This window comes from Palleniella muris (assembly GCF_004792655.1).
Taxonomy (GTDB): Bacteria; Bacteroidota; Bacteroidia; order Bacteroidales; family Bacteroidaceae; genus Prevotella; species Prevotella muris_A.
Genome location: NZ_SRZC01000016.1, coordinates 58596 through 77446, shown reverse-complemented (window position 1 = coordinate 77446; position 18851 = coordinate 58596). Strand labels below are relative to the sequence as shown.

Genomic DNA, 18851 nt, shown 5'->3' with positions numbered 1-18851 from the left:
ACAGTTGCGTCAATACTGACACAATTGACAATACTGACATTACTGACCAAAATCACAACAACCAATGAAAAAACTCATCTTCTTTGCTCTTACAGCAATACTCAGCATCTCACTGACCTCGTGCGAGAGCGACCCGGACGAGTACATCGCCTACAGCCTTGAAGGCATATGGGAAGGGTACACACGCACATCAAACGGTGAGAAGACATACACCACCATCGAATTCTACGGAGACCCGTACAACGCATCCATTGGAGCAACAGGAACAGGACGCTGGCTTGACGATTACCGCGACGGCACTTGGTTCTGCAGCCGGTTCAAATGGCAAGTGACCCGAGAGGACATCGTCATCTACCTCCTTGACAACGAATATGACGACCGCAAAAACTATCTCTACATAGACAGAAACAACTACCGCCTCAACGGCATCGAATTCACCGGCACACTGGAATACTTGGGAGGCTTCCGCAACTTCTATCTCGAAAAAGTCGCATCCTTCGATTGGGACAGATACCCTTACGGACTCTCCAAGAAAGCGGAGACAGACTTCTCTAAACAATAACGCATAACCCCGACAACTTGATAACTTGTCGGAAAAAACACAACCACCAATGAAAAAACTCCTCCTCTACTCCCTCGCGACCATCGCCCTCGCGACATCATGCTCAAAGGCGAAATACCACGTCGAAGGAGAGATAACCAACGCCAAGGACTCCACACTCTACTTCGAGAACCTCTCTCTCGAAGGGCCCGTAGTCATGGACTCCGTCAAACTCGCCGAAGACGGCAAGTTCCAATTCGCGGCAGACGCAAAGGAAGCACCGGAATTCTACCGCCTGCGCATCGCCGACCAAATCATCAACCTCTCCGCCGACTCCACAGAGACAGTCAGCGTAAAGGCACAGTACCCTGACATGGCATGGAAGTACGAAATCACAGGCTCCGAAAACTGCAAGAAGATACAGGAACTGGCATACCTCCAGATTGCCCTGCAGAACCAATGCATAAAAATCGACCGCAACCCGAACCTCAGCGCACGCATTGCCAACGACTCCATCAACAAAGTCGTTGAAGCCTACAAGAAAAAAATCAAAAGCGAATACATCACCAAAGAACCGATGAAGGCATACGCCTACTTCGCACTCTTCCAGGCACTTGGCAACCGACTCATCTTCAACCCACGCGAGAACCGCGACGACATCAAGATGTTCGCCGCCGTCGCAACATCATGGGACACCTTCTACCCTGAAGCGGAACGAGGCAAGAACCTCCACAACATCGCCATCGAAGGCATGAAGACAATGCGCATCATCGACAACGCCAACAGGGGAATAGACATCGACGCATCAAAAGTCAGAGAGACAACAATGATCGACCTCGCTCTCCTCGACAACAAAGGCAACACACGACGGCTCTCCGAACTGAAAGGCAAAGTCATCCTCCTCGACTTCCACTCCTTCTCCATGAAAGGCTCCACAGAGCGCATCATGGAACTGCGAAACCTCTACAACAAATACCACGCACAGGGACTCGAAATCTACCAAGTCGGCGTGGACGGCAACGCACACTTCTGGAAGACAAAGGTGGCAGCACTGCCCTGGGTGAGCGTCTATGACGAGAAAGGACAGGCATCAGGGACATACAACGTGCAGTCCGTACCGACCTACTTCCTCCTCGACCGCAACGGCACTCCCGTCAAGCGCGACATACAGGTAAAAGACATCAACGCAGAAATACTCGCACTGCTGAAAGGCGGAGCACAATAAACCTCACACAAATCTTCAGAATCCGCAAGAATCCGCATGCCATACATCTCTTCACATTCCCGCATACGAATTCTTGCGGATTCTGAAGTCCATGCATCAACAGTCGCTCAGTGAACAAGAATAGTTAATTATAAATAAAAACACGCATATCCGCGTTAACAAATATTACCCCCCCCCCGATTTAAAAAGAGCGATATGAAAAAATATCATTAACTTTGCACACTATAGAAAAAAATTTGTGATAAGAAGAAACACCAAGAGAGAAACTTGCGTGCCGGACATCTCACACACGGCAATGCCACAAGCTAAGTAACCTATCACAAAAGACAGAGAATTTAACATAAAAAATTTCATAAAGATGAAAAGGTTTGCATTTTACACAAAAATCGCCAAGCTATGCTTCCTGTGCCTGTCAATGGCGGCAATGCCGCAGCAGTCCATGGCACAGGTGGATGCAGAACATGCCGGATTTTACGGCGAAGGCATGACTATTGAGGAACTCAACCAGTTACAGTCATCAGGAAAAGAAACCCGCATCCTTCTCTATAATCTCGAAAAGGACATGTTTCTCAACGCCGGAGGCTTCTGGGGCACGCGAACAGCGACATTCACAGTCGGACTGCCACTGCTTGTAATGCCAAATCATGACAATAACAATTCCTACAAAATCAAAGGACCGTTCCGCAATACGGAAACCAGCGGAGAATACCTCGGACTTGTGCCGGAAGGCAATACAAGCAAGACGAGAGGTGTCTATTTCGACCAAAAGGACGAGAACGGCATTTATGTCAACTGGGAATTCGAGAAAATAGCAGACTCAAAGGAAGGCAATGTCTACCGCATAAAAGTCTTCGACGGCACACAGGAATATTACCTGTGCAGCAACAACCTCATGACCATTAATGTCTTCCAACAAGTAAACAGCAACCTTGTGCGTGCAATGACAATTACGGAAATCCGCAACAGGAATCCAAGGGAGACACATTGGAAAATCGTTTCCGAGGAATATCTGGAAGACATGTTCCCTGACACCTATAACAAGGAAAGACCTTCCGACGCCACCTTCATGCTCCGTGCACAAGGCTTCAACCGTCTGAACAAGTACAACACATACGACAGCGAGTCCGGAAGAGGATGGCAGCAGAGCGGTACGATGACGTTCTCAAATGACTTCTCCGGAGAATTCTTTGACGACAAAGGCAATGACCTTTACACCCAAAGCAATGTCGACCAGAATTTCGGAATGTTCTACTGCGGAGGCATAAAGAAAGCGGCAAAAGGCGCGAAGCTGTTCCAGAAAGTCAAGCTGCACAAAAGCGGATGGTATCAGGTGGAATGCCAGGGATTCTTCAATGACGAAAAGGACAAGACGGAGTATGCGAAACTGTATGCGAAAACCACAAACGCAACATCAAAAGGCACACCAGAATGGAAATCCATGTCACTCCTCGGAAAATCATACGGCGAGGAAGAGGGACGCATAAGCCTTGAGAAAGTACCTGTAAGAGAAGAAACTTTCGACAAGATAGAGTTCCTTGGCAAGGACATCCGTGACAACAAAGTCTCCAACAAGGTGGAAGCAGGTGTGGTCTTCTACTGCAAGGTCTACCCCAACTACCTGACCTTCTATGCAAACTTCGATGAAAATGAAGGACAGGACATAGAAATCGGCATAGAGATTGACAAGGACATGACCGACAACGACTATGTCTACTTTGATGACTTCCGACTGAAATACCTCGGCGAAAGCTTCGCACTCGATGAGGGATGGAACAATTTCAAGAACGGTTCAACGGCGGAGAACTCCGACTACGAATCAAAGTATGTCAACCGTCCGCTGATTCTCAAGCGCACCATGACGGCAAACACGTGGAACAGCCTCTGCCTCCCTGTCGACCTTACAAAGAGACAGATCACACAAGCGTTCACGGCAAGAGTGGAGATCGCCAAACTGTGCAATGCCGAGTCCGGCCGTGAAGGAGCCATAGCATTCCAGACCCTGAAACTTGACAGCTATAGCGATGATGACGTCGTGACAAGAAAAGGAGAGGCATTCATCATCAAGCCGCTTATCGGCGACCTTACCCAAGAGGGATACATAGACATAGGCGACAGAGGGGAGACAAAAATCACCGCTCCGTTCTACACCATCTCACGAGTGTCCCTCTGCAAGAAGGAACTTCTCGAGGAAGAGATTAACATAGAAAACCTCAAACGATTCCAGGCCCTGGAGTACAACGGGGATGTAGTCATCGACGGAGACCATTTCTTCACTGTCAACGGCGACGGCTACAAAGACTGCAAGCTGCGCGTCTATGCAACATTCGAGAAAGAGACAATTGTACCGGCAAACGCCTATGTCATGCATGACAGCAACCTTTACCACCTCCCAGGACAATGGGACAAGGCAGCAGGCTACAGCTGGTGGATTGAGGATGAGCACCAGAGCATTCCAGGAGCAAAAGGCCACAGGCTGGCATTCATCTCAATGGACGGCATCGGCGACAACACCACGACGGCAATAGAGGGATTCATCACCATGGATGCCACTGAACGCGACCTGCCTGCCGCCGTATACTCCATCTACGGACAGATTGTACGCCGCGGCACAACATCCCTCGAGGGCCTCCCAAGCGGAATGTACATCGTCAACGGTAAGAAAGTTGCTGTGAGATAAACGCCCTAAACAAGGACAACAAAAGAAAGGAACAAAGATATGAAAAAGAAATATATCAAACCCGAGATTACGGTGATAAAGATGGAAGAAAGCCTTATGCAGCACGCATCTGTATGGACAGTGGACGGCGACAAAGGTGGTGACATCATTGAGGGCTTCCCTGATTTCATGACAACTGTAGATAACGAAAACAAGGACAACAGCGGCAACGCGAAGTCAGCACCGTTCACGGGACCATGGGAATTGTAAACACAGGACTGGCAAGATAATTTTAGAAATGGAGGGGAACAAAAACTCCGGAGCAGAAAATGCTTCGGAGTTTTTTTGTTTTGGGGGGCTTTTCTGTTGGGGCTTTTCTGTCAGTATTGTCAGAAAACATCTTCCGAAGAGAAGTACTCCCCTCTCCCACGCACAAAGTCGAGGAGATGGCGGAACACCGGGTCTTTCTCCAGCAGCTTCGGGTTGCCCACCATGAAGAGATGCTCTTTCGCACGCGTCATCGCCACATTCAGCTTGCGGTCGATGATGCTGCCGTCCGTATCCACGAAGACGTTGGCGGTAAGGAAATCCAGCTGATAGTAGCGCTGCACGGTGAACCCATAGACGATGTACCGCCGCTGCGAGCCTTGGTAGCGCTCCACGGTGTCTATGGTTATGCCCTCCAGAGCCTCTATGCCATAAGCCGCAATGGCATTCCTTACCGTGGCAATCTGGTTCCTGTAAGGCACTATTATGCCCACTGTCTCGTCAGCGTCAAACACCTCGCGCTCCCTCCCGTATATCCCCACGACCATTGCAGCAATGATGTCCGCCTCACTCCTGTTCACCTTCTCCGACGGAGTGCGCTGCGGTGCAGGCACGGCAACGAATGCCATGCGCCGCGTGGCAATGATTTCCGCCACGCTGCCCGGCACGCCCGTAAAGGCAGGGAGCTGCGCTTCCTGATGCGGCAGAGGGACAACGTCAAGGCGGTTGTTGTAGAAAGCGAGGTTCGGGAACATCGCTATCTCGCGGTGCATGCGTCCCTGCTTCCTCAGCATGAACACCACACCGGCGTCACCGCCATACCGCCTGAGCAAGCGTTCGAAGAGCGACAGGCGGCAGTCCGTAAGGTGTATGGCGTTGAGCACCGGGTCACCGACACGCGAAACCTCCTCCTTCTGCTGCACCACGGCAGGGAGCTGCTTGTGGTCGCCTATGAAGACAAACTTGCTTATGGCAGGGATTCCGCCGTCGTGCGCACTGAGCAGCCCCATGAGGTGCGGCTCGAGAATCTGCGATGCCTCATCGACGACAGCCAGGGAGAACCGCTTCAGGCGGAACAGCTGCAGGTTGGAACTCAGCGAAGCCGTTGTGCCCACAATGACACGCGTGGCGGCAATCACCTCCGCCAACGACTCTATGCCGTTGCTCTCACTGACCTTTTCGCTCAGAAGACAGTCCTTACAGGCGGCAGAACAGTTCAGTTCGCCACCTATCCTCAGGAAGCCGATGCCCTCACTGTGGAGCTTTGAGCATATTTCGTCCACCGCCCTGTTGGTGAAAGAAGTGAGGAGAATGGAAGAGCCCTCTTCGAGGAGTTCCTCTTTTACGGTGTTTAGAAGCCCGTAGGACGTCTTTCCCGTCCCCGGCGGACCGATTATAAGGAAGAAGTCTTTTGCCCTCTTCACGCGCAAGGAAAGCTCGTTGAACGCTCCATAGTCGCCTTTCAGCATGCGCGAAGCGTCCGTCTGCGGCTCACGCTGCAGCAGGAGGAGGTCGCGCCGCTCCTTGGGTGCGGAGAGGAAAGCATGCATGCCGCGGTACAGCGAACTGTAGGAAGACTCGAAGAAGTCGTGCTCCACCGCCCACAGGCAGTCCTTCCGGCGCACGAAGACACGGTTGTCGGACTGTGGGGCGCGGAGGACGAGGGTTATCTCCTCGGGCGTCATCTTCTTTATGGAGCAGCGGAACACCATCGTCTTCCGTGCGTCGGGCTGTTCATCCCTGCCGTAAGGATAGAGGATGACGATGTCGCCGACGCGGAAATTGGACATGTCGTTGTCCGTCACCGCAGGGAAGCGCAGCACAACGGTCTCTATCTTGCCCGTCGTCCCTGTGTCGGGCGAGACAATCGACAGACTGTCATAAATGTTTCCTGCAAGGCGTTTCTCTTCGAGGGAGTCATGCCATTTCGCGGCAAACCCTGAGTTTTCCTTTGTGCGGTTGCCGAGTTTTGCCATGGCATGCTCGTTGGCTATGAAGGTAAGGAAGCGCAGGAAGTAGGCGCGCTCCAGGGGCGAGGCATTATGTATTGGGGCGAGAACCTCCTGAATCTGCGGCCTTTGGTAGCGTTCCCATAACGTTCCGCGCGCGTTTTTCTCGTTGACAATCTCGGGAATGAGCGTCTCGAGGATGTCAAAGCCATGCGGTTCGGTGTAGCCTATGTCCGCCCTTGCCATGCCGTTCCTGAGTTTCAGTGCGCGGAAGACAAGCTGCGGGGCGAACGGGAGCTCTATGAGTCCGTTGCCGTACTTGGAATAGAGCAGCAAGGCATGCAGCTCACGGCGGTTCTGTTCGTACAGGTCGCGGTAGTTGTAGCGTATGATAAGCATGTAGAGGAGCAGCTGCACGTAATGCTCCTCGCGCTCCTTTATCTCGTCATTACTGAAGGAAAAGGCGCATTTTCCCGATTTCTGCTCCATGAGAACCTTGAAGTCCAGCTGCAGGTAGTCCATACGCCCCTGCAGTCCCAACATCTCGGAGAAGAACGAAGGTTCGACAAAAGCGTCGCTGATGCTGAAGCGTTCCAGGGACTTTTCCAGTGATTCGAGGGCAGTATGGATGTTCCGGCGTTGCAGCTGCGCATTCTTGTGCAGGTCATGGCCGCGCCCTATGGCAAGGAAGTTCAGGGCATTGTTGCGGAAGAATTCCATGGCACTGTCGCGGTACGGGCGGCATTCCTTCCCGCTGTACGTTATTGCCTCGTCAAGGAGCTGCCCTGCAAGATTACCGAGAAGCAGGGGTTCCGTCACCTGCTGCGGCTGCAGTTTGTTCAGGAGGTGCACCACGGGAGACTCCGCATAGTTGGTGAAGCAGCGTGCAATGGCGGAGATGTCCACAAGGTAGTCCGGTTCGAAGACAATCAGTTCGGGATAGAGCACGCCGCCTTTCTCCCTCGGGCGTACAATGTTCAGTTGTGCATTCTCGTAAAGCAGGTCTTTGAGATACGACCAGTCGTAGCCGTTTATGCCGCCTGTGAAGGACACCGCCACCGGTTCGTCGTCAACGGCGTCCTCACGGCGGCAGTACATTGCCTTATCGTCCCACCCGTCGGCAATCACTCGCACGTATTCGCCGACAAGGGCGAGAGTGTCCCCATACTCGCGGTTGGAAGGGAACATGGCGGCAAGATGTCCGGGGATGGGCGTCTTATATATAAAGGAGACGAACTCGCAAAGGTTGCGGAAGTCATGCAGGCAGGCGGCTTCAAGGCGAAGGGGGCTGTCCCCTGCCGTCTGTCCGTGTGGCGTTCTGACAGCCTTGCGGAGCCTTACGCGAGTGTCGTTGACAGCCATGGCAAGCCCTTTTGGCGCACGATGCTCCTTCAGGAGGTAGTCCGTCTTGGCGAAAGTGCCGGCGAGGTTCAGGCGCGATGCGTCTGTCTTTTGGTAAAGAAGTCTCTGGAACGTGTGGTTGAAGGCGTTGTACACCGCCGCCATGTCGGGACGGAGGCGCAGGGCTTCGGCAAGCTCGGCATAGAGGTTCGCTGCTATTTCGGGTTCGTAGGTGGCAGGCATGGTGGTTATGGATTGGTTGATTGGGTCAGTACTGTCAGGATTGTCGATATTGTCAGTACTGTCTGTTTTGCCATTACTGACTATTGTCCAAATTGATTAAAAAAAGAAGAGACATCCTTGCGAATGTCTCTTCTTGTGCGCTCCCTCCAGGGCTTGAACCTGGGACCCCCTGATTAACAGTCAGATGCTCTAACCAACTGAGCTAAGGAAGCATTGTGTTTGCCTTATGTCTCAAAAGCGAGTGCAAAGGTACAGCTATTTTTTGAAACTACCAAATATTTTCTAAAAAAAATGCATTATTTGGCGAAAAAAGGAAGAAAAGTAGTATCTTTGCATAAGATAAGCGGCACCTCGGCATACATGAACAAGTTCTGTCTGCTCTCGGTTTGCATTACCTTTGCATAAGATAAACATAAAAAAACAAAAGCAAAGCAACTACTTTGCCTTAAACAATAAGCGATGAAGATAAACAACATTTTCAGGGCTTTTGCCCTCCTGCTCCCACTCATGGGGGCACAGCCTGCACAGGCACAGAAAGACAGCCACAACCTTGAAGTGGCGAAGCAGCTGGAGATTTTCTGCGACATCTACCGCGACCTTGACATGATGTATGTGGACTCCCTCGACGCCAAAGAGGTCGTGGGGACGGGAATAAAGGCGATGCTCCGCTCGCTTGACCCTTACACAGAGTATTATCCGCAGGCGGACGTGAAGGAACTGAAGCAGATGATTACCGGAAAATACGGCGGCATAGGCTCCGTAGTGTCGTTCAACGTGAAGGAGAATGCCACGGTAATCAACGAGCCGTACTTCAGCATGCCTGCCCAGGAGGTGGGACTGAAGAAGGGTGACATCATCCTTTCCATCGACGGCGAGGACATGAAGGGCAAATCCACGACATACGTCTCGGAGCATCTGCGAGGAGAGGCAGGCACGAGTTTCATACTGAAAGTACTGCGCCCTACCCTCCCAAAGGCAGCGGAAACTCCTGCAAAGAAGGGCAGGAAAGGCAAGAAGGAGAAGGTGAACCCTAAGGGGCAGGAACTGTCGTTCAAGCTGACAAGGCGCGCCATACAGATGCCTGCCATGCCGTACTACGGTATGCTGACAGACTCCATAGGCTACATAAACCTCAACCAGTTCACGGAAGATTGCTCAAAGGAGGTGCGCCACGCTGTCATCGACCTCAAGCGCAAAGGGATGAAGCAGCTGCTGTTCGACCTCCGAGGCAACGGCGGCGGCTCGCTCTCCGAGGCGGTGGACATCCTGAACATGTTCCTGCCGAAAGACCTGAGCATCGTGAAGACAAAGGGCAAGCTCACACGCGCCAACCGTGAGTACAAAACCACGGCTCTGCCGATAGACACTCTGATGCCTATCGCCGTGCTTGTGAACGGCGGCACTGCCTCGGCATCGGAAATCATGGCGGGCACAATGCAGGACCTCGACCGTGGCGTGGTCATTGGCACAAAGACTTTCGGCAAGGGACTGGTGCAGGTGCCGATGGATGTGCCGTACAACGGTAACCTGAAACTGACCACGGCGCATTACTACATCCCGTCAGGACGCTGCATTCAGGCTATAAACTACAAGCACGCCAACGGCGGCTCACGCGAGGCGGTGGCGGACTCTCTGAAGAAGGAGTTCAAGACTCTCCACGGGCGTAAGGTGAAGGACGGCGGAGGAATCATGCCGGACATCGAGGTGAAACCTGACTCGCTGCCGAACATCGTGATGTATCTCACTGCTTCGGGACTGGACTCCACGAATGTGATGATGGACTATGTCGTGGACTATGTGGCAAAGCATCCGCAGATAGCGCCGGCACGTGAGTTCTCAATCACCGACGCCGACTATGCCGAGTTCTGCCGGCGTGCCACAGAGGCAGGATTCAAGTACGACCGTGAGAGCGGCAGGTTCCTGAAGGACCTTGAGAAGGTGGCGCGCTTCGAGGGCTACTACGAGCGTGCAAAGGCGGAGTTCGAGGCTCTGGAGGCGAAGCTGAAGCATGACCTTACCGCGGAACTTGACTACCACCGCGATGTGATAAAGGATGCGATAACCATGGACATCGTCTCCTGCTACTACTACCAGGCGGGGGCTATCGAGAACAGTCTCAGGCGCGACAAGCAGATAAAGGCTGCCATAGCCCTTCTCCGCGACCCTGCAAGGTACTCCGCAACACTCGCGCCGGAGGAAAAGAAGGCAGAGTAGGAACAAGAAAAATGCTCATTGCATCCCTGTCAGGCTTCACAGGAAGTCCGGCAGGGATGCTTTCTTTTGGCATGCAGCCACGGAACAAGGCATGCCGCAACGGAGTGCCGCCTGCCTTGGCTTGCAAAAGGCTGGTTTGCAGGCATGAAAAGCATTGTTGCAGAGGGGCACAGCGGAAGGTATCATTTTGCACGGTGAAAGGTAACGATTGGCTTGGTGAAAGGTATGCTTTTGCATGGCCAATCGTTACCTTTCGTCATGCGGGTTGTCCTGCCGGCATTCCCTTATACGGATGATGTAGGGATAACAGCAAAAGGTGTGGCGGAGGCTGAACACATATCACAAGTGCATATCCACACTGAATTTCCACTGACCCGGCTTAAGGAGATTCCACAGGATACAGGGAACAAAAAAGCCCGCATCTGCGAGAATACAGATGCGGGCTTATTGCAATGTTTGTTGTCAGTCTGCTGTCATGCAGTCATTATCTGCGCCTGCCTCTTCTGCCGGTGCCCTTGTCAAGGTCAAGGATAGGCTTCAGGGAGTTGTCGTCAGGATTCACAGACTTGTACATCTTGGCATACCTGATAGCCTCCTTTGTGTTATCGTTATGCAAGTTGTAGACAGCGAGGAAGCGGTAAGCGTCGGAGAGGAAGATTTTCTTGCGCTGCTCCGATGTCTGTGCTCCCGTTGTAGGGTCCTGCACGACTTCTATGAGTCGGAGGTAGTGCGGCACGGCAGCGGCGCGGTCAGTAGCGGCAGCCATCCTTGCGCGGAGGTAGCACATCAGCGTTGCCTCGTAGTCAGGATAATCGCGCTGTATGATGGCATAGACGCTGTCAGCCTTTGCTATCGCCATGTTGTGCTGTGCCTCGGTGCAGAGAGTGTCGTCAATCATCTCGCGGTAGATGTTCGCCATCTGGTAGTAGTCGTAGCCCGAGCGGTTGCGCTTCGCTGCTATGTAGTCGGCATACTTCTCGGCAGCCTGGAGGTAATTGCCACCGCTCTTTGTTCCGGTGATGTGCTTGTTGATGAGCGAGCGTGCCGCCTTCAGGTGGTCATTGGCGAACTCACTGTGAGTGTCGTAAATCTTGTAGAAGGTCTCTGTCGCTGTGCTTACGTCACCCCTCTTCAGGTAAATCTGCCCGGCATAGAAGTGGTCGAAGGAGTTCAGTGTGTCAGTAACCTGAAGCAGCTTGTCATAGGAGACAAGGGCATCGTCGTACTGTTCGAGACCGAAGAGGCAGTACATGCGTGTACGGTTGAAGAGCGGATAGTCTGGAAACTTCTTCTGTCCGTCATTGACCACTTCGAGACCTTTTGCGAAGTCACCGATGAAATAGTAGTCAAGGGCATAGTTGTTGTACTGGTAGTCCTCCAGGCGGTTAACCACTTTGGAGTAAGCCTCTGCCGACTCGCGGAAGTGTCCGAGGCGGTTGTATATGCCGCCGAGCTCCAGTTCGGCAGGATATTCCGGACGGCGTGCCTTAAGGTCTTTGAGAACCGTTATGGCGGAGTCGGCTGCGTGTCTCATGCGTAAGCTGTCCTCGTGTGTCTGGCGGTTGCCGTAGAGCTTGTACTTGAACATGTAGAGGTCTGCTATGCGCTCATAAGGCACATTGCTCTGCGGCTCCACGTCGATGGCCTTCTTGTAGTAGATGTATGCCGTGTCGAGGGAGTTCGGCTGGTTCCAGTAGTACTTGTAGATGTCGCCGTACTGGATCAGCGGAGCAGCTGCCTTCGGGTTCTTCTTTATGGCAAGTTCAAGCATGTCCTTTGCCTGGTCGAGCTCTCTGTTGCGGAAGTAGGCATTGCCAAGCTGTGCCAGTACCTCCGGCTGGTTCCCGTACTTCTTCACGAGAACCTTGGCAAGGGAGTCCGTCTCTGTCACAGAATAGTGGCGTACAGTGTTGGCGAACGCCTCTCCGATAGCTTTGGACGACTGTGCCGATGCTGTCAGTGACAGGAACAGTGCCGGGAGAAGGAGAAGTTTCCTTGCTGCTGATATTTTGTTTGTTATTTCCATGATGGTATTCATAAACTAAAGTGTGTACTGCGCTCCAAGCGAAACACTTGGGATTAACTGCATTTTGTTGCCCACGAAGCTGATGGTCTGGATTCCCGCCATCCTTACATTTGAGATGAAGTGCAGTGACGGTTCGAGATACACTCCTATCTGGCGTGAGAAATTGTGGCTGAACTTCGCTCCTCCCGTGAATGCAAAATGTACCTTGAACTTGTGGTCGATGTTGCTCTTGAAGGTGTGTCCCTCAGGAAGATTGTCGCCTATTGCTGATGCGCTCTCGCTGATGTAGAATGCTGCACCCGGACCGAAATAGAACTCCAGGTTGAAGCGCTTCGGACCTTGGTAGCCGCTGAGGAGGCTGTACATGTCGACACTGTAGTTGGCAGTGGTGATAAGCAGTCCGTGGCGGCGGTTACCCATTCTGTAGCTTGACTGTGACACAGGCTTGTCGCCCTTCATGTATGACTCTGTGAACGGAGACTCGATTGCGCGTGAGAGCGACAGGTAGTCGATGGAGAGGCGTGCAGATGACAGCTTTGTGAAGCGGTACTGTCCGAAAGCCTTGATACCGTAGGAGAAGCCTTTGTCTTTGTAGGCACTTGTCTGCATCATCATTATTGGTGTGGTGAATGACAGACCGGCTGTGATAGGGAGTGCGTCGCTCTCTTCCTCCGGTTCGAGGACACGTGGGCGGAACTTCGCGCTGCGTGTTTTTGCCGTCAGACCGAAGAGTACGGAGACATTGTCGTCCCTTACACCTTCATGACGGTAGCTTGAATAGCGTGGCTCGACGAAGAACTGCAGGTCTTTGTCTATTGTGGCATAGAGGTGTGCACCGCCGCTGATAGACTCGAAAGAGGTACGCGTCTTGTAGTTGCCGCCTCCCGTTAAGTTCAAAGATCCATAGCCGACACCTGCGAAGATGTACGCTCCGAAAGGATTGTTCCAATCGAACTTCTTGGAGAATCCGAATGGGTTGATGAGACCTTCGACGTTTCCTCCACAGGTAGCCTCATAGAAGTTGCGTCGGAACCCGTTTTTGCCGGCTCCCTCCTGGATGCGGTTGGATGCCATGTGTGCGGAAAGCCTTACACCGACAGTGCTGGAAATCCACTTGCCCACAGACCACTGCATCTGGAGTCCTGCTGTATGGCTTGCCGGCAGGGCATCTATCGGACTGTTCTTGCGGAAAGTCACCATCGGTCCCATGCCTGCCTCGAAGAACCATGGGTTGTACATGAGACTGTCGTGACGCTGCTTAGGCGAGAAGTTGTTCGTGAAGCTGTGTACGATACTGAGGTTCACTCCGTAGAACACATCGTACTTGCGCCAGTTGTCCGGTGAAAAGTCCATCTTGTCCGCTGTTACGCCAACATAAGGCTCAACGGTGAAATGTCCGTAAGGTCCTGACAGGAACTTGAACTGGAATCCGGTGTGTACCTCAGGAGAGATGCGTGTCGGTTGGGAGTCGTGCATGATGTTTGTGCAGTATGCACCTGCACCGAAGAGGAGCTGCATCTCAAACGGGCGTGCCGGGTTGTAGCCTCTTGAGAAGGCAGACACATTGAACAGGTACTCCAATGATCCGCGCAGTGAATTAAAATGGCTGCGGCTGTACTTCTCATATCCGGAACCATACTCAAGGGAAAGACGTATTGTGTTGTAGATGTCAAGGGTCTTGCCCAAAGAGCCATGCACCGTGGCGAGAGTGTTGAGCTTGTAGTTGCCGGATGTCGGAACGAAACCCATCAAACCCGCACCTGCCTTTACGTACATGTGGTCGTACCATTTCTTTGTGAACTCGTTATGCTTCGGGCGATAGCGTGACTCCAGCGAGAAGTCCATGACGTTACGTCGTGTAGCCAGTCGCTTAGGAGTCTTCGTGATCGTGTCGAGGTAATAATCCTCGTCCTCCGGGTCCGGAGCGATAGAGTCAGGTATGGCGGCATAGTTGAATGCCACTGCTTTCTGCGTAGCCATGACGCAGAGCATCAGGAATATTATCGTGCTGATTTTCTTCATTACCTCTAACTTTTTATTGTTCCACATTCTTATCCTTAACATCGGTGTCCTCATCAAGGTCGTCACCACTCAGTTCCTCCTCATAATCGGCAGGCTTGCCTTTTCCGAGGAACTCGTCAAGCAGTTCATTGTACTTAGGGATGTCACGCTTGCGGTACTTGTACTTGTCTCTCAGCGAGTCGCTGACCTGTCCGTCGGTGAAGTATGTCAGGCGGAGAGCAGGGTCAATGGTGAAGCTCTTGTAGAAGAGTGCGAGATAGAGAGGGATGTAGTTCTTGTCCGTCACATTGCGCTTTGCCTCCTTGTCTGCCTCGAGGATGGCGAGGAGATACCATTTCTTGGCATCGCTGTCAGCCAGCTTCATGATTTGCTCGCGGCATTCGGCATCGCTCTTGCCCATGAACTGGCGGCCTTCGGTATAGAGGACAGCCCTGTTTGATACTGAAGAGTTGAGGACAAACTCCTCTGTCTTCTTGTATTCGGCAGCCTCCTCGGCGGAGAGCTTGCCGCTGTAGTATTTCAGGAAGTTCTTCTTGAAGTTGACATAGTTGCGCAGTGCCACGACTTCCTTGTCGGTAGCTGTCGGGAACCAGAACTGCAGCAGGCGTGATGCTGAGTCGCGCTTCTCGAGCTGGTAGTATGCAAGGATGTGGTTGATGAGTATCTGGCGACGGTTCATCTGCACTCTCTCGCGTGCCTCGCGGTTGTTTCCGAGATAGGCTTCTGTGACACGGTTGCTTGTTGTGTCGACGAAAGCGGCGAGAGTCTCGGTGCTTGGGTGTCCCTGGCGGAGCTGCATGATTGCCATACGGTTTGCGACATACTGTGAGAACTTCAGCTTCTCGTAGTTAGGCTGTGACACCATGTGGCGGTATGCGAGCATTGTGATTGTGTCCTGCTCCAAGGAGTCCTTTACGCTTGCGAAGAGATTGTAGTAGTCACCGTCGGAGAGGTTGACAGACTTGTCGCCGGCAATGAGCTTCTTCTTGTTCTTTGCATAGTAGTCAAGAACCTCATCAGAGTTCATGATGTGCATCTGCTCATATTTATATACGCAGCGCATGGAACGCATGCTTTCAAGAACAGGGAGGATATGGTCGGTGAAGCCCTGCAGCTCACCCACTTTGACGATTGGGTACTTGGCGCCTGACGCAATGATTTCGCGCACGCTGTCGGCGAGTTCCTTCTTGCCCTTGTTCTCAAGCTCGGCAGCGACCTCATCCCAAGTGTAGACCCTTGTCTTCAGACCTTTGGTAACGTCGGCGCGTCCGAGTCCTCGCATCACGAGGTTCATGGCGACACGTCCGCGGTCCTGTGCGAGCTTGAGGTTCTTCTCGTAGCCACCGTCAGGTGATGAGTAAGCCTCGATCTCCACTCGCATGAGCTGTTCGCCGTACTCCTTCATCTCCTTGATAAGCATCTCGAGGCGCACATCGTTCAGAGAGTCAGCTGTAAGCTCTGACTTTCCGACAACGAAGTTCAGCTTAAGGTCTCGCGGCACTGCCCGCATGGTCTCCTCCGCATCGATGCGGAATTCCTCAAGTGGCATGTCGGCAGAGACGCCTTTCAGGTTAAGGAACTTGAACATCTTGCGCTTGTTGCATGAGCCTACGGTATTGAGGCGCATGTAGCTGTGTGTGTAGTCCTCGACAAGGATGTCACAGAAAATCTTGTAGTCCTTGTTCGGGTCCTTCTTCTTGTACATAACGATGGTGTCCACATGCAGTGACTGTCCGTCAAGCAGCGGGCGTCCTTTCACGAAGCCCTGTGCGATTACCTCCGGCTCGTTCTTGTAGAAGTCGAAGTTCATGCGGCGGTCCTGCAGGCGGTGGTATCTTCTTCCGGCATAGACAAGAGGTGTGACATAGTTCACGGTGTCCTCTGTCTGGCAGTCGATAGCCATCGGCTGTACGAAGACGCGGGTGTCCTTGCCGGTGATTCCCTCAGGAAGGTCGAAAGAGATGTGCACAGCCATGTTCACGCCGTCGTCGTCACCTCCGTCGACAATGAACGGGATATGCATCTTCTTGCGGTTACCATCGACATTGACATTGTCAAGAGTGTGCATGCCGTCCATCTTGAACTCTACAACCTCGTTATAGTCGGTCTTGCCGTCCTTTATCTCGAAGATTTGGAAGGACTGCTCGTTGACATAGACAAGGACGCACTGTCCGGGATATGCGCGTACATTGAACGTACCGTTCGCCTTTGCGCGTTTGAAGCGCACGTTGTATTTCACGAGAGCATTGTCATACTCAGGACCACCGGGGTATCCGTCGGTTATAATGGCAGCCTGCAGCTTGTCCATCACGTCCTTGGCTTTTTTCACGGTCTTGAATACGGCATAAGAAGTAGGGTACACAGCAGGCGTGCCTTTCGTGCCGTGGCGTCCCTGCACCTGAAAGTTGGCTGTCAGGCGCTCATCCTGGGCAGTGGCGCTTGTCGCCATGCACAGCAGGAATGCGATGAATATGTAAATTGTCTTCTGCATTTAGTCTAAAATATATGCGATGGAAATACCTATTCTTGTTGGCAGGAAATAAGATCCTCTTGAATTGTCGGTGATAAGCTCTGTCGGGTCCTCTGTCTTGAACAGTTCCTTCTGCTTGTAGAAGAAGTTCTGCACACCGGCATGGAAGTCGATGTTCCAGCGGCGTGAGAGACTCAGGACATAGCCGAATGTCACACCTACGCCCACACCGTAGCCGTCATAGACCTTGTCGGTGCCTGTCACCTTGTATGTTCCGAAAGGAAGGCATAGGCCGATGAAGTGGCGGGACATGGCACGGCGTGAGAGATAGTATCTCCATTCCGGCTGTATGGCTATCATTTTCATGTCTGCGCCCCATGGCTTGTAGTTTCCCATGGCGTTGAGGGACAGGGTCGTGCTGTTGCCTGTCGTGAACTCTAAGCCGAGGGACGGTGTCTGGAGTGCGTCCATGACCAAATCACTGTTGACCGCTACCGTCTGTGCTCCGGAGTTCGCGGCAAAGGATATAACCGATATTATTGTTATTAAAAGTTTTCGCATTGTGAATTAAATAAGGGAAATACTCTGATTACGTATTGTCTGTACTATATCTTAAAACGAAGGTGCGGCACACCGGCATGTCCCTTTTCGGGAACGTTCCGGCATGCTGTACCTCGGTTTGCTACCTTATCAGTCCTTCTTTCCGGAGGATTTACGCTTTTTCTTCTCAGCAGACTTCTTCTCTTTCTCGAGAGCCTTCTGCTTCTTGGCTTCGGACTTCTTCTCCTTTTCAAGGGCTTTCTTGTCCTTTGCCATGGCATCCTGCTCGGAGGCCTTCTTTTCTGCACGCGCCTGCTTCTTCTCGGCGCGCTCCTTGGCAGCCTGCTCCTTTGCCTGGCTCTTTGCCTGCTTCTTAAGCAGTTCGCGCTCCTTCTTCTGAATCTCGGCGTCACTCTTTGCTGCCTCAGGGTTCTTCTTCACGATAGAGTCAAGCTGCTCCATATAGTAGCCGCTAACCAACTTGTACTGGCTTGTGGCAATAGAGTCACGGTAAGCCTGTGCAATGCGCTCATCACGCAGACTGTCAACCTGATATGCATACTTCAGGTCCACGTCATAGCGGAAGCGGTACTTGTGGTGTCCTGCCTTCTTGCCAAGACGGTAGACAAGTCCTGCACGGAGTTCGTTGACAATAGGGAGAATCTTCAAATCCTTCCAGCCGACAGTCTTTATGTAGTTGATCCTGTTGCGCTCCTGGTCCACATCGTATTTCCTGTACTTGTACAGTGCCAATCCGACACCCACACCAAGCTCAAGGTCGATGCTCGAACCACGGCGGAAGCGGTACAGAGGACGCTGGATGCCGTAAACACCGCCGAACATCACAGCCTGACCGTCATAGCCTTCATAACCCGGTCCGAAACGGAAATTATAGTTGGCATAGGAGACGAACAAGCCACGGTAGTAGGTCGTGAGCGGATGCTTCTGCTCATACCTGCGCTGTGACATAGCCTTGTCCCAAATGCGGCTGTGCGCCTTCACACTGCTACCGTTGATACGACGTGTGCGCCAATAATTACGGAACTCCAGCTTCGTCTCGAAGAGGTCGAACGTATGATTTGGCACAAACGTGTGAGAGGTAGCCCACTTATAACGGACATTGACACCAACAGACCAGCGGTTCCAGTTCTTGTTGTTGGCAATGTCATACTCGATGCCGATATTAGGCACCATCAAGAGCCAGTCCACACCGTTGGTGCGAAACGACAGGCGGTCGGCAACTGTCAGTGTGTCCAGTTTGCGGCTGTTATCAGGCACCCACTGGGCATACGAGCTCATACTTGCTGCACACAATAGGCACAGCATAGGTAATATGCGTCTAATACGTTTGATAACT

Annotated in this window: 11 protein-coding genes and 1 tRNA gene; 5 read left to right on the top strand and 7 right to left on the bottom strand. The window is 52.4% G+C overall.

Annotation, left to right across the window (positions count from 1 at the left end):
- Positions 1-64 precede the first annotated feature (64 nt).
- From E5358_RS10200 to E5358_RS10185, 4 genes are all read left to right on the top strand, one after another.
- Positions 65-562: a hypothetical protein gene (locus tag E5358_RS10200; protein ID WP_135940086.1), complete on the top strand. Its 498-nt coding sequence runs from the start codon at positions 65-67 to the stop codon at positions 560-562.
- Positions 563-611: 49 nt separating this feature from the next.
- Positions 612-1766: a TlpA disulfide reductase family protein gene (locus tag E5358_RS10195; protein WP_135940085.1), complete on the top strand. Its 1155-nt coding sequence runs from the start codon at positions 612-614 to the stop codon at positions 1764-1766.
- 358 nt (positions 1767-2124) lie between these two features.
- The gene (locus E5358_RS10190) at positions 2125-4443 is read left to right on the top strand and encodes a hypothetical protein (RefSeq protein WP_135940084.1); all 2319 of its coding nucleotides are present in this window, start codon (positions 2125-2127) and stop codon (positions 4441-4443) included.
- A gap of 39 nt (positions 4444-4482) precedes the next feature.
- The gene (locus tag E5358_RS10185) at positions 4483-4692 is read left to right on the top strand and encodes a hypothetical protein (RefSeq protein WP_135940083.1); all 210 of its coding nucleotides are present in this window, start codon (positions 4483-4485) and stop codon (positions 4690-4692) included.
- Between the two features lie 119 nt (positions 4693-4811).
- Here E5358_RS10185 and E5358_RS10180 read toward each other — a convergent pair whose 3' ends face one another.
- Both E5358_RS10180 and E5358_RS10175 read right to left on the bottom strand, forming a co-directional pair.
- Positions 4812-8222, bottom strand: a complete 3411-nt coding sequence (locus E5358_RS10180) for a DEAD/DEAH box helicase (protein WP_135940082.1) — start codon at positions 8220-8222, stop codon at positions 4812-4814.
- A gap of 138 nt (positions 8223-8360) precedes the next feature.
- Positions 8361-8434, bottom strand: a tRNA-Asn gene (locus E5358_RS10175).
- A gap of 247 nt (positions 8435-8681) precedes the next feature.
- On the opposite strand from E5358_RS10175, the gene E5358_RS10170 reads away from it, so the two are divergent.
- The gene (locus E5358_RS10170; RefSeq protein ID WP_135940081.1) at positions 8682-10436 is read left to right on the top strand and encodes a S41 family peptidase; all 1755 of its coding nucleotides are present in this window, start codon (positions 8682-8684) and stop codon (positions 10434-10436) included.
- Positions 10437-10920: 484 nt separating this feature from the next.
- Here the strand turns inward: E5358_RS10170 and E5358_RS10165 are convergent, their stop codons facing one another.
- The 5 genes from E5358_RS10165 to E5358_RS10145 all read right to left on the bottom strand — a co-directional run bounded on the left by E5358_RS10165 (position 10921) and on the right by E5358_RS10145 (position 18793).
- A complete protein-coding gene (locus tag E5358_RS10165) occupies positions 10921-12462 on the bottom strand; it encodes a tetratricopeptide repeat protein (protein ID WP_168354640.1) in 1542 nt (513 codons plus the stop codon).
- 15 nt (positions 12463-12477) lie between these two features.
- Complete coding sequence (locus tag E5358_RS10160; protein WP_135940079.1) at positions 12478-14484, bottom strand: hypothetical protein; 2007 nt, start codon at positions 14482-14484, stop codon at positions 12478-12480.
- A gap of 13 nt (positions 14485-14497) precedes the next feature.
- The gene (locus E5358_RS10155; protein ID WP_135940078.1) at positions 14498-16975 is read right to left on the bottom strand and encodes an OmpA family protein; all 2478 of its coding nucleotides are present in this window, start codon (positions 16973-16975) and stop codon (positions 14498-14500) included.
- Positions 16976-17515: a DUF3575 domain-containing protein gene (locus E5358_RS10150; protein ID WP_135940077.1), complete on the bottom strand. Its 540-nt coding sequence runs from the start codon at positions 17513-17515 to the stop codon at positions 16976-16978.
- A gap of 129 nt (positions 17516-17644) precedes the next feature.
- Positions 17645-18793 (bottom strand): DUF3575 domain-containing protein, encoded by a 1149-nt coding sequence (locus tag E5358_RS10145; protein ID WP_168354639.1) that lies wholly within the window; start codon positions 18791-18793, stop codon positions 17645-17647.
- Positions 18794-18851 lie beyond the last annotated feature (58 nt).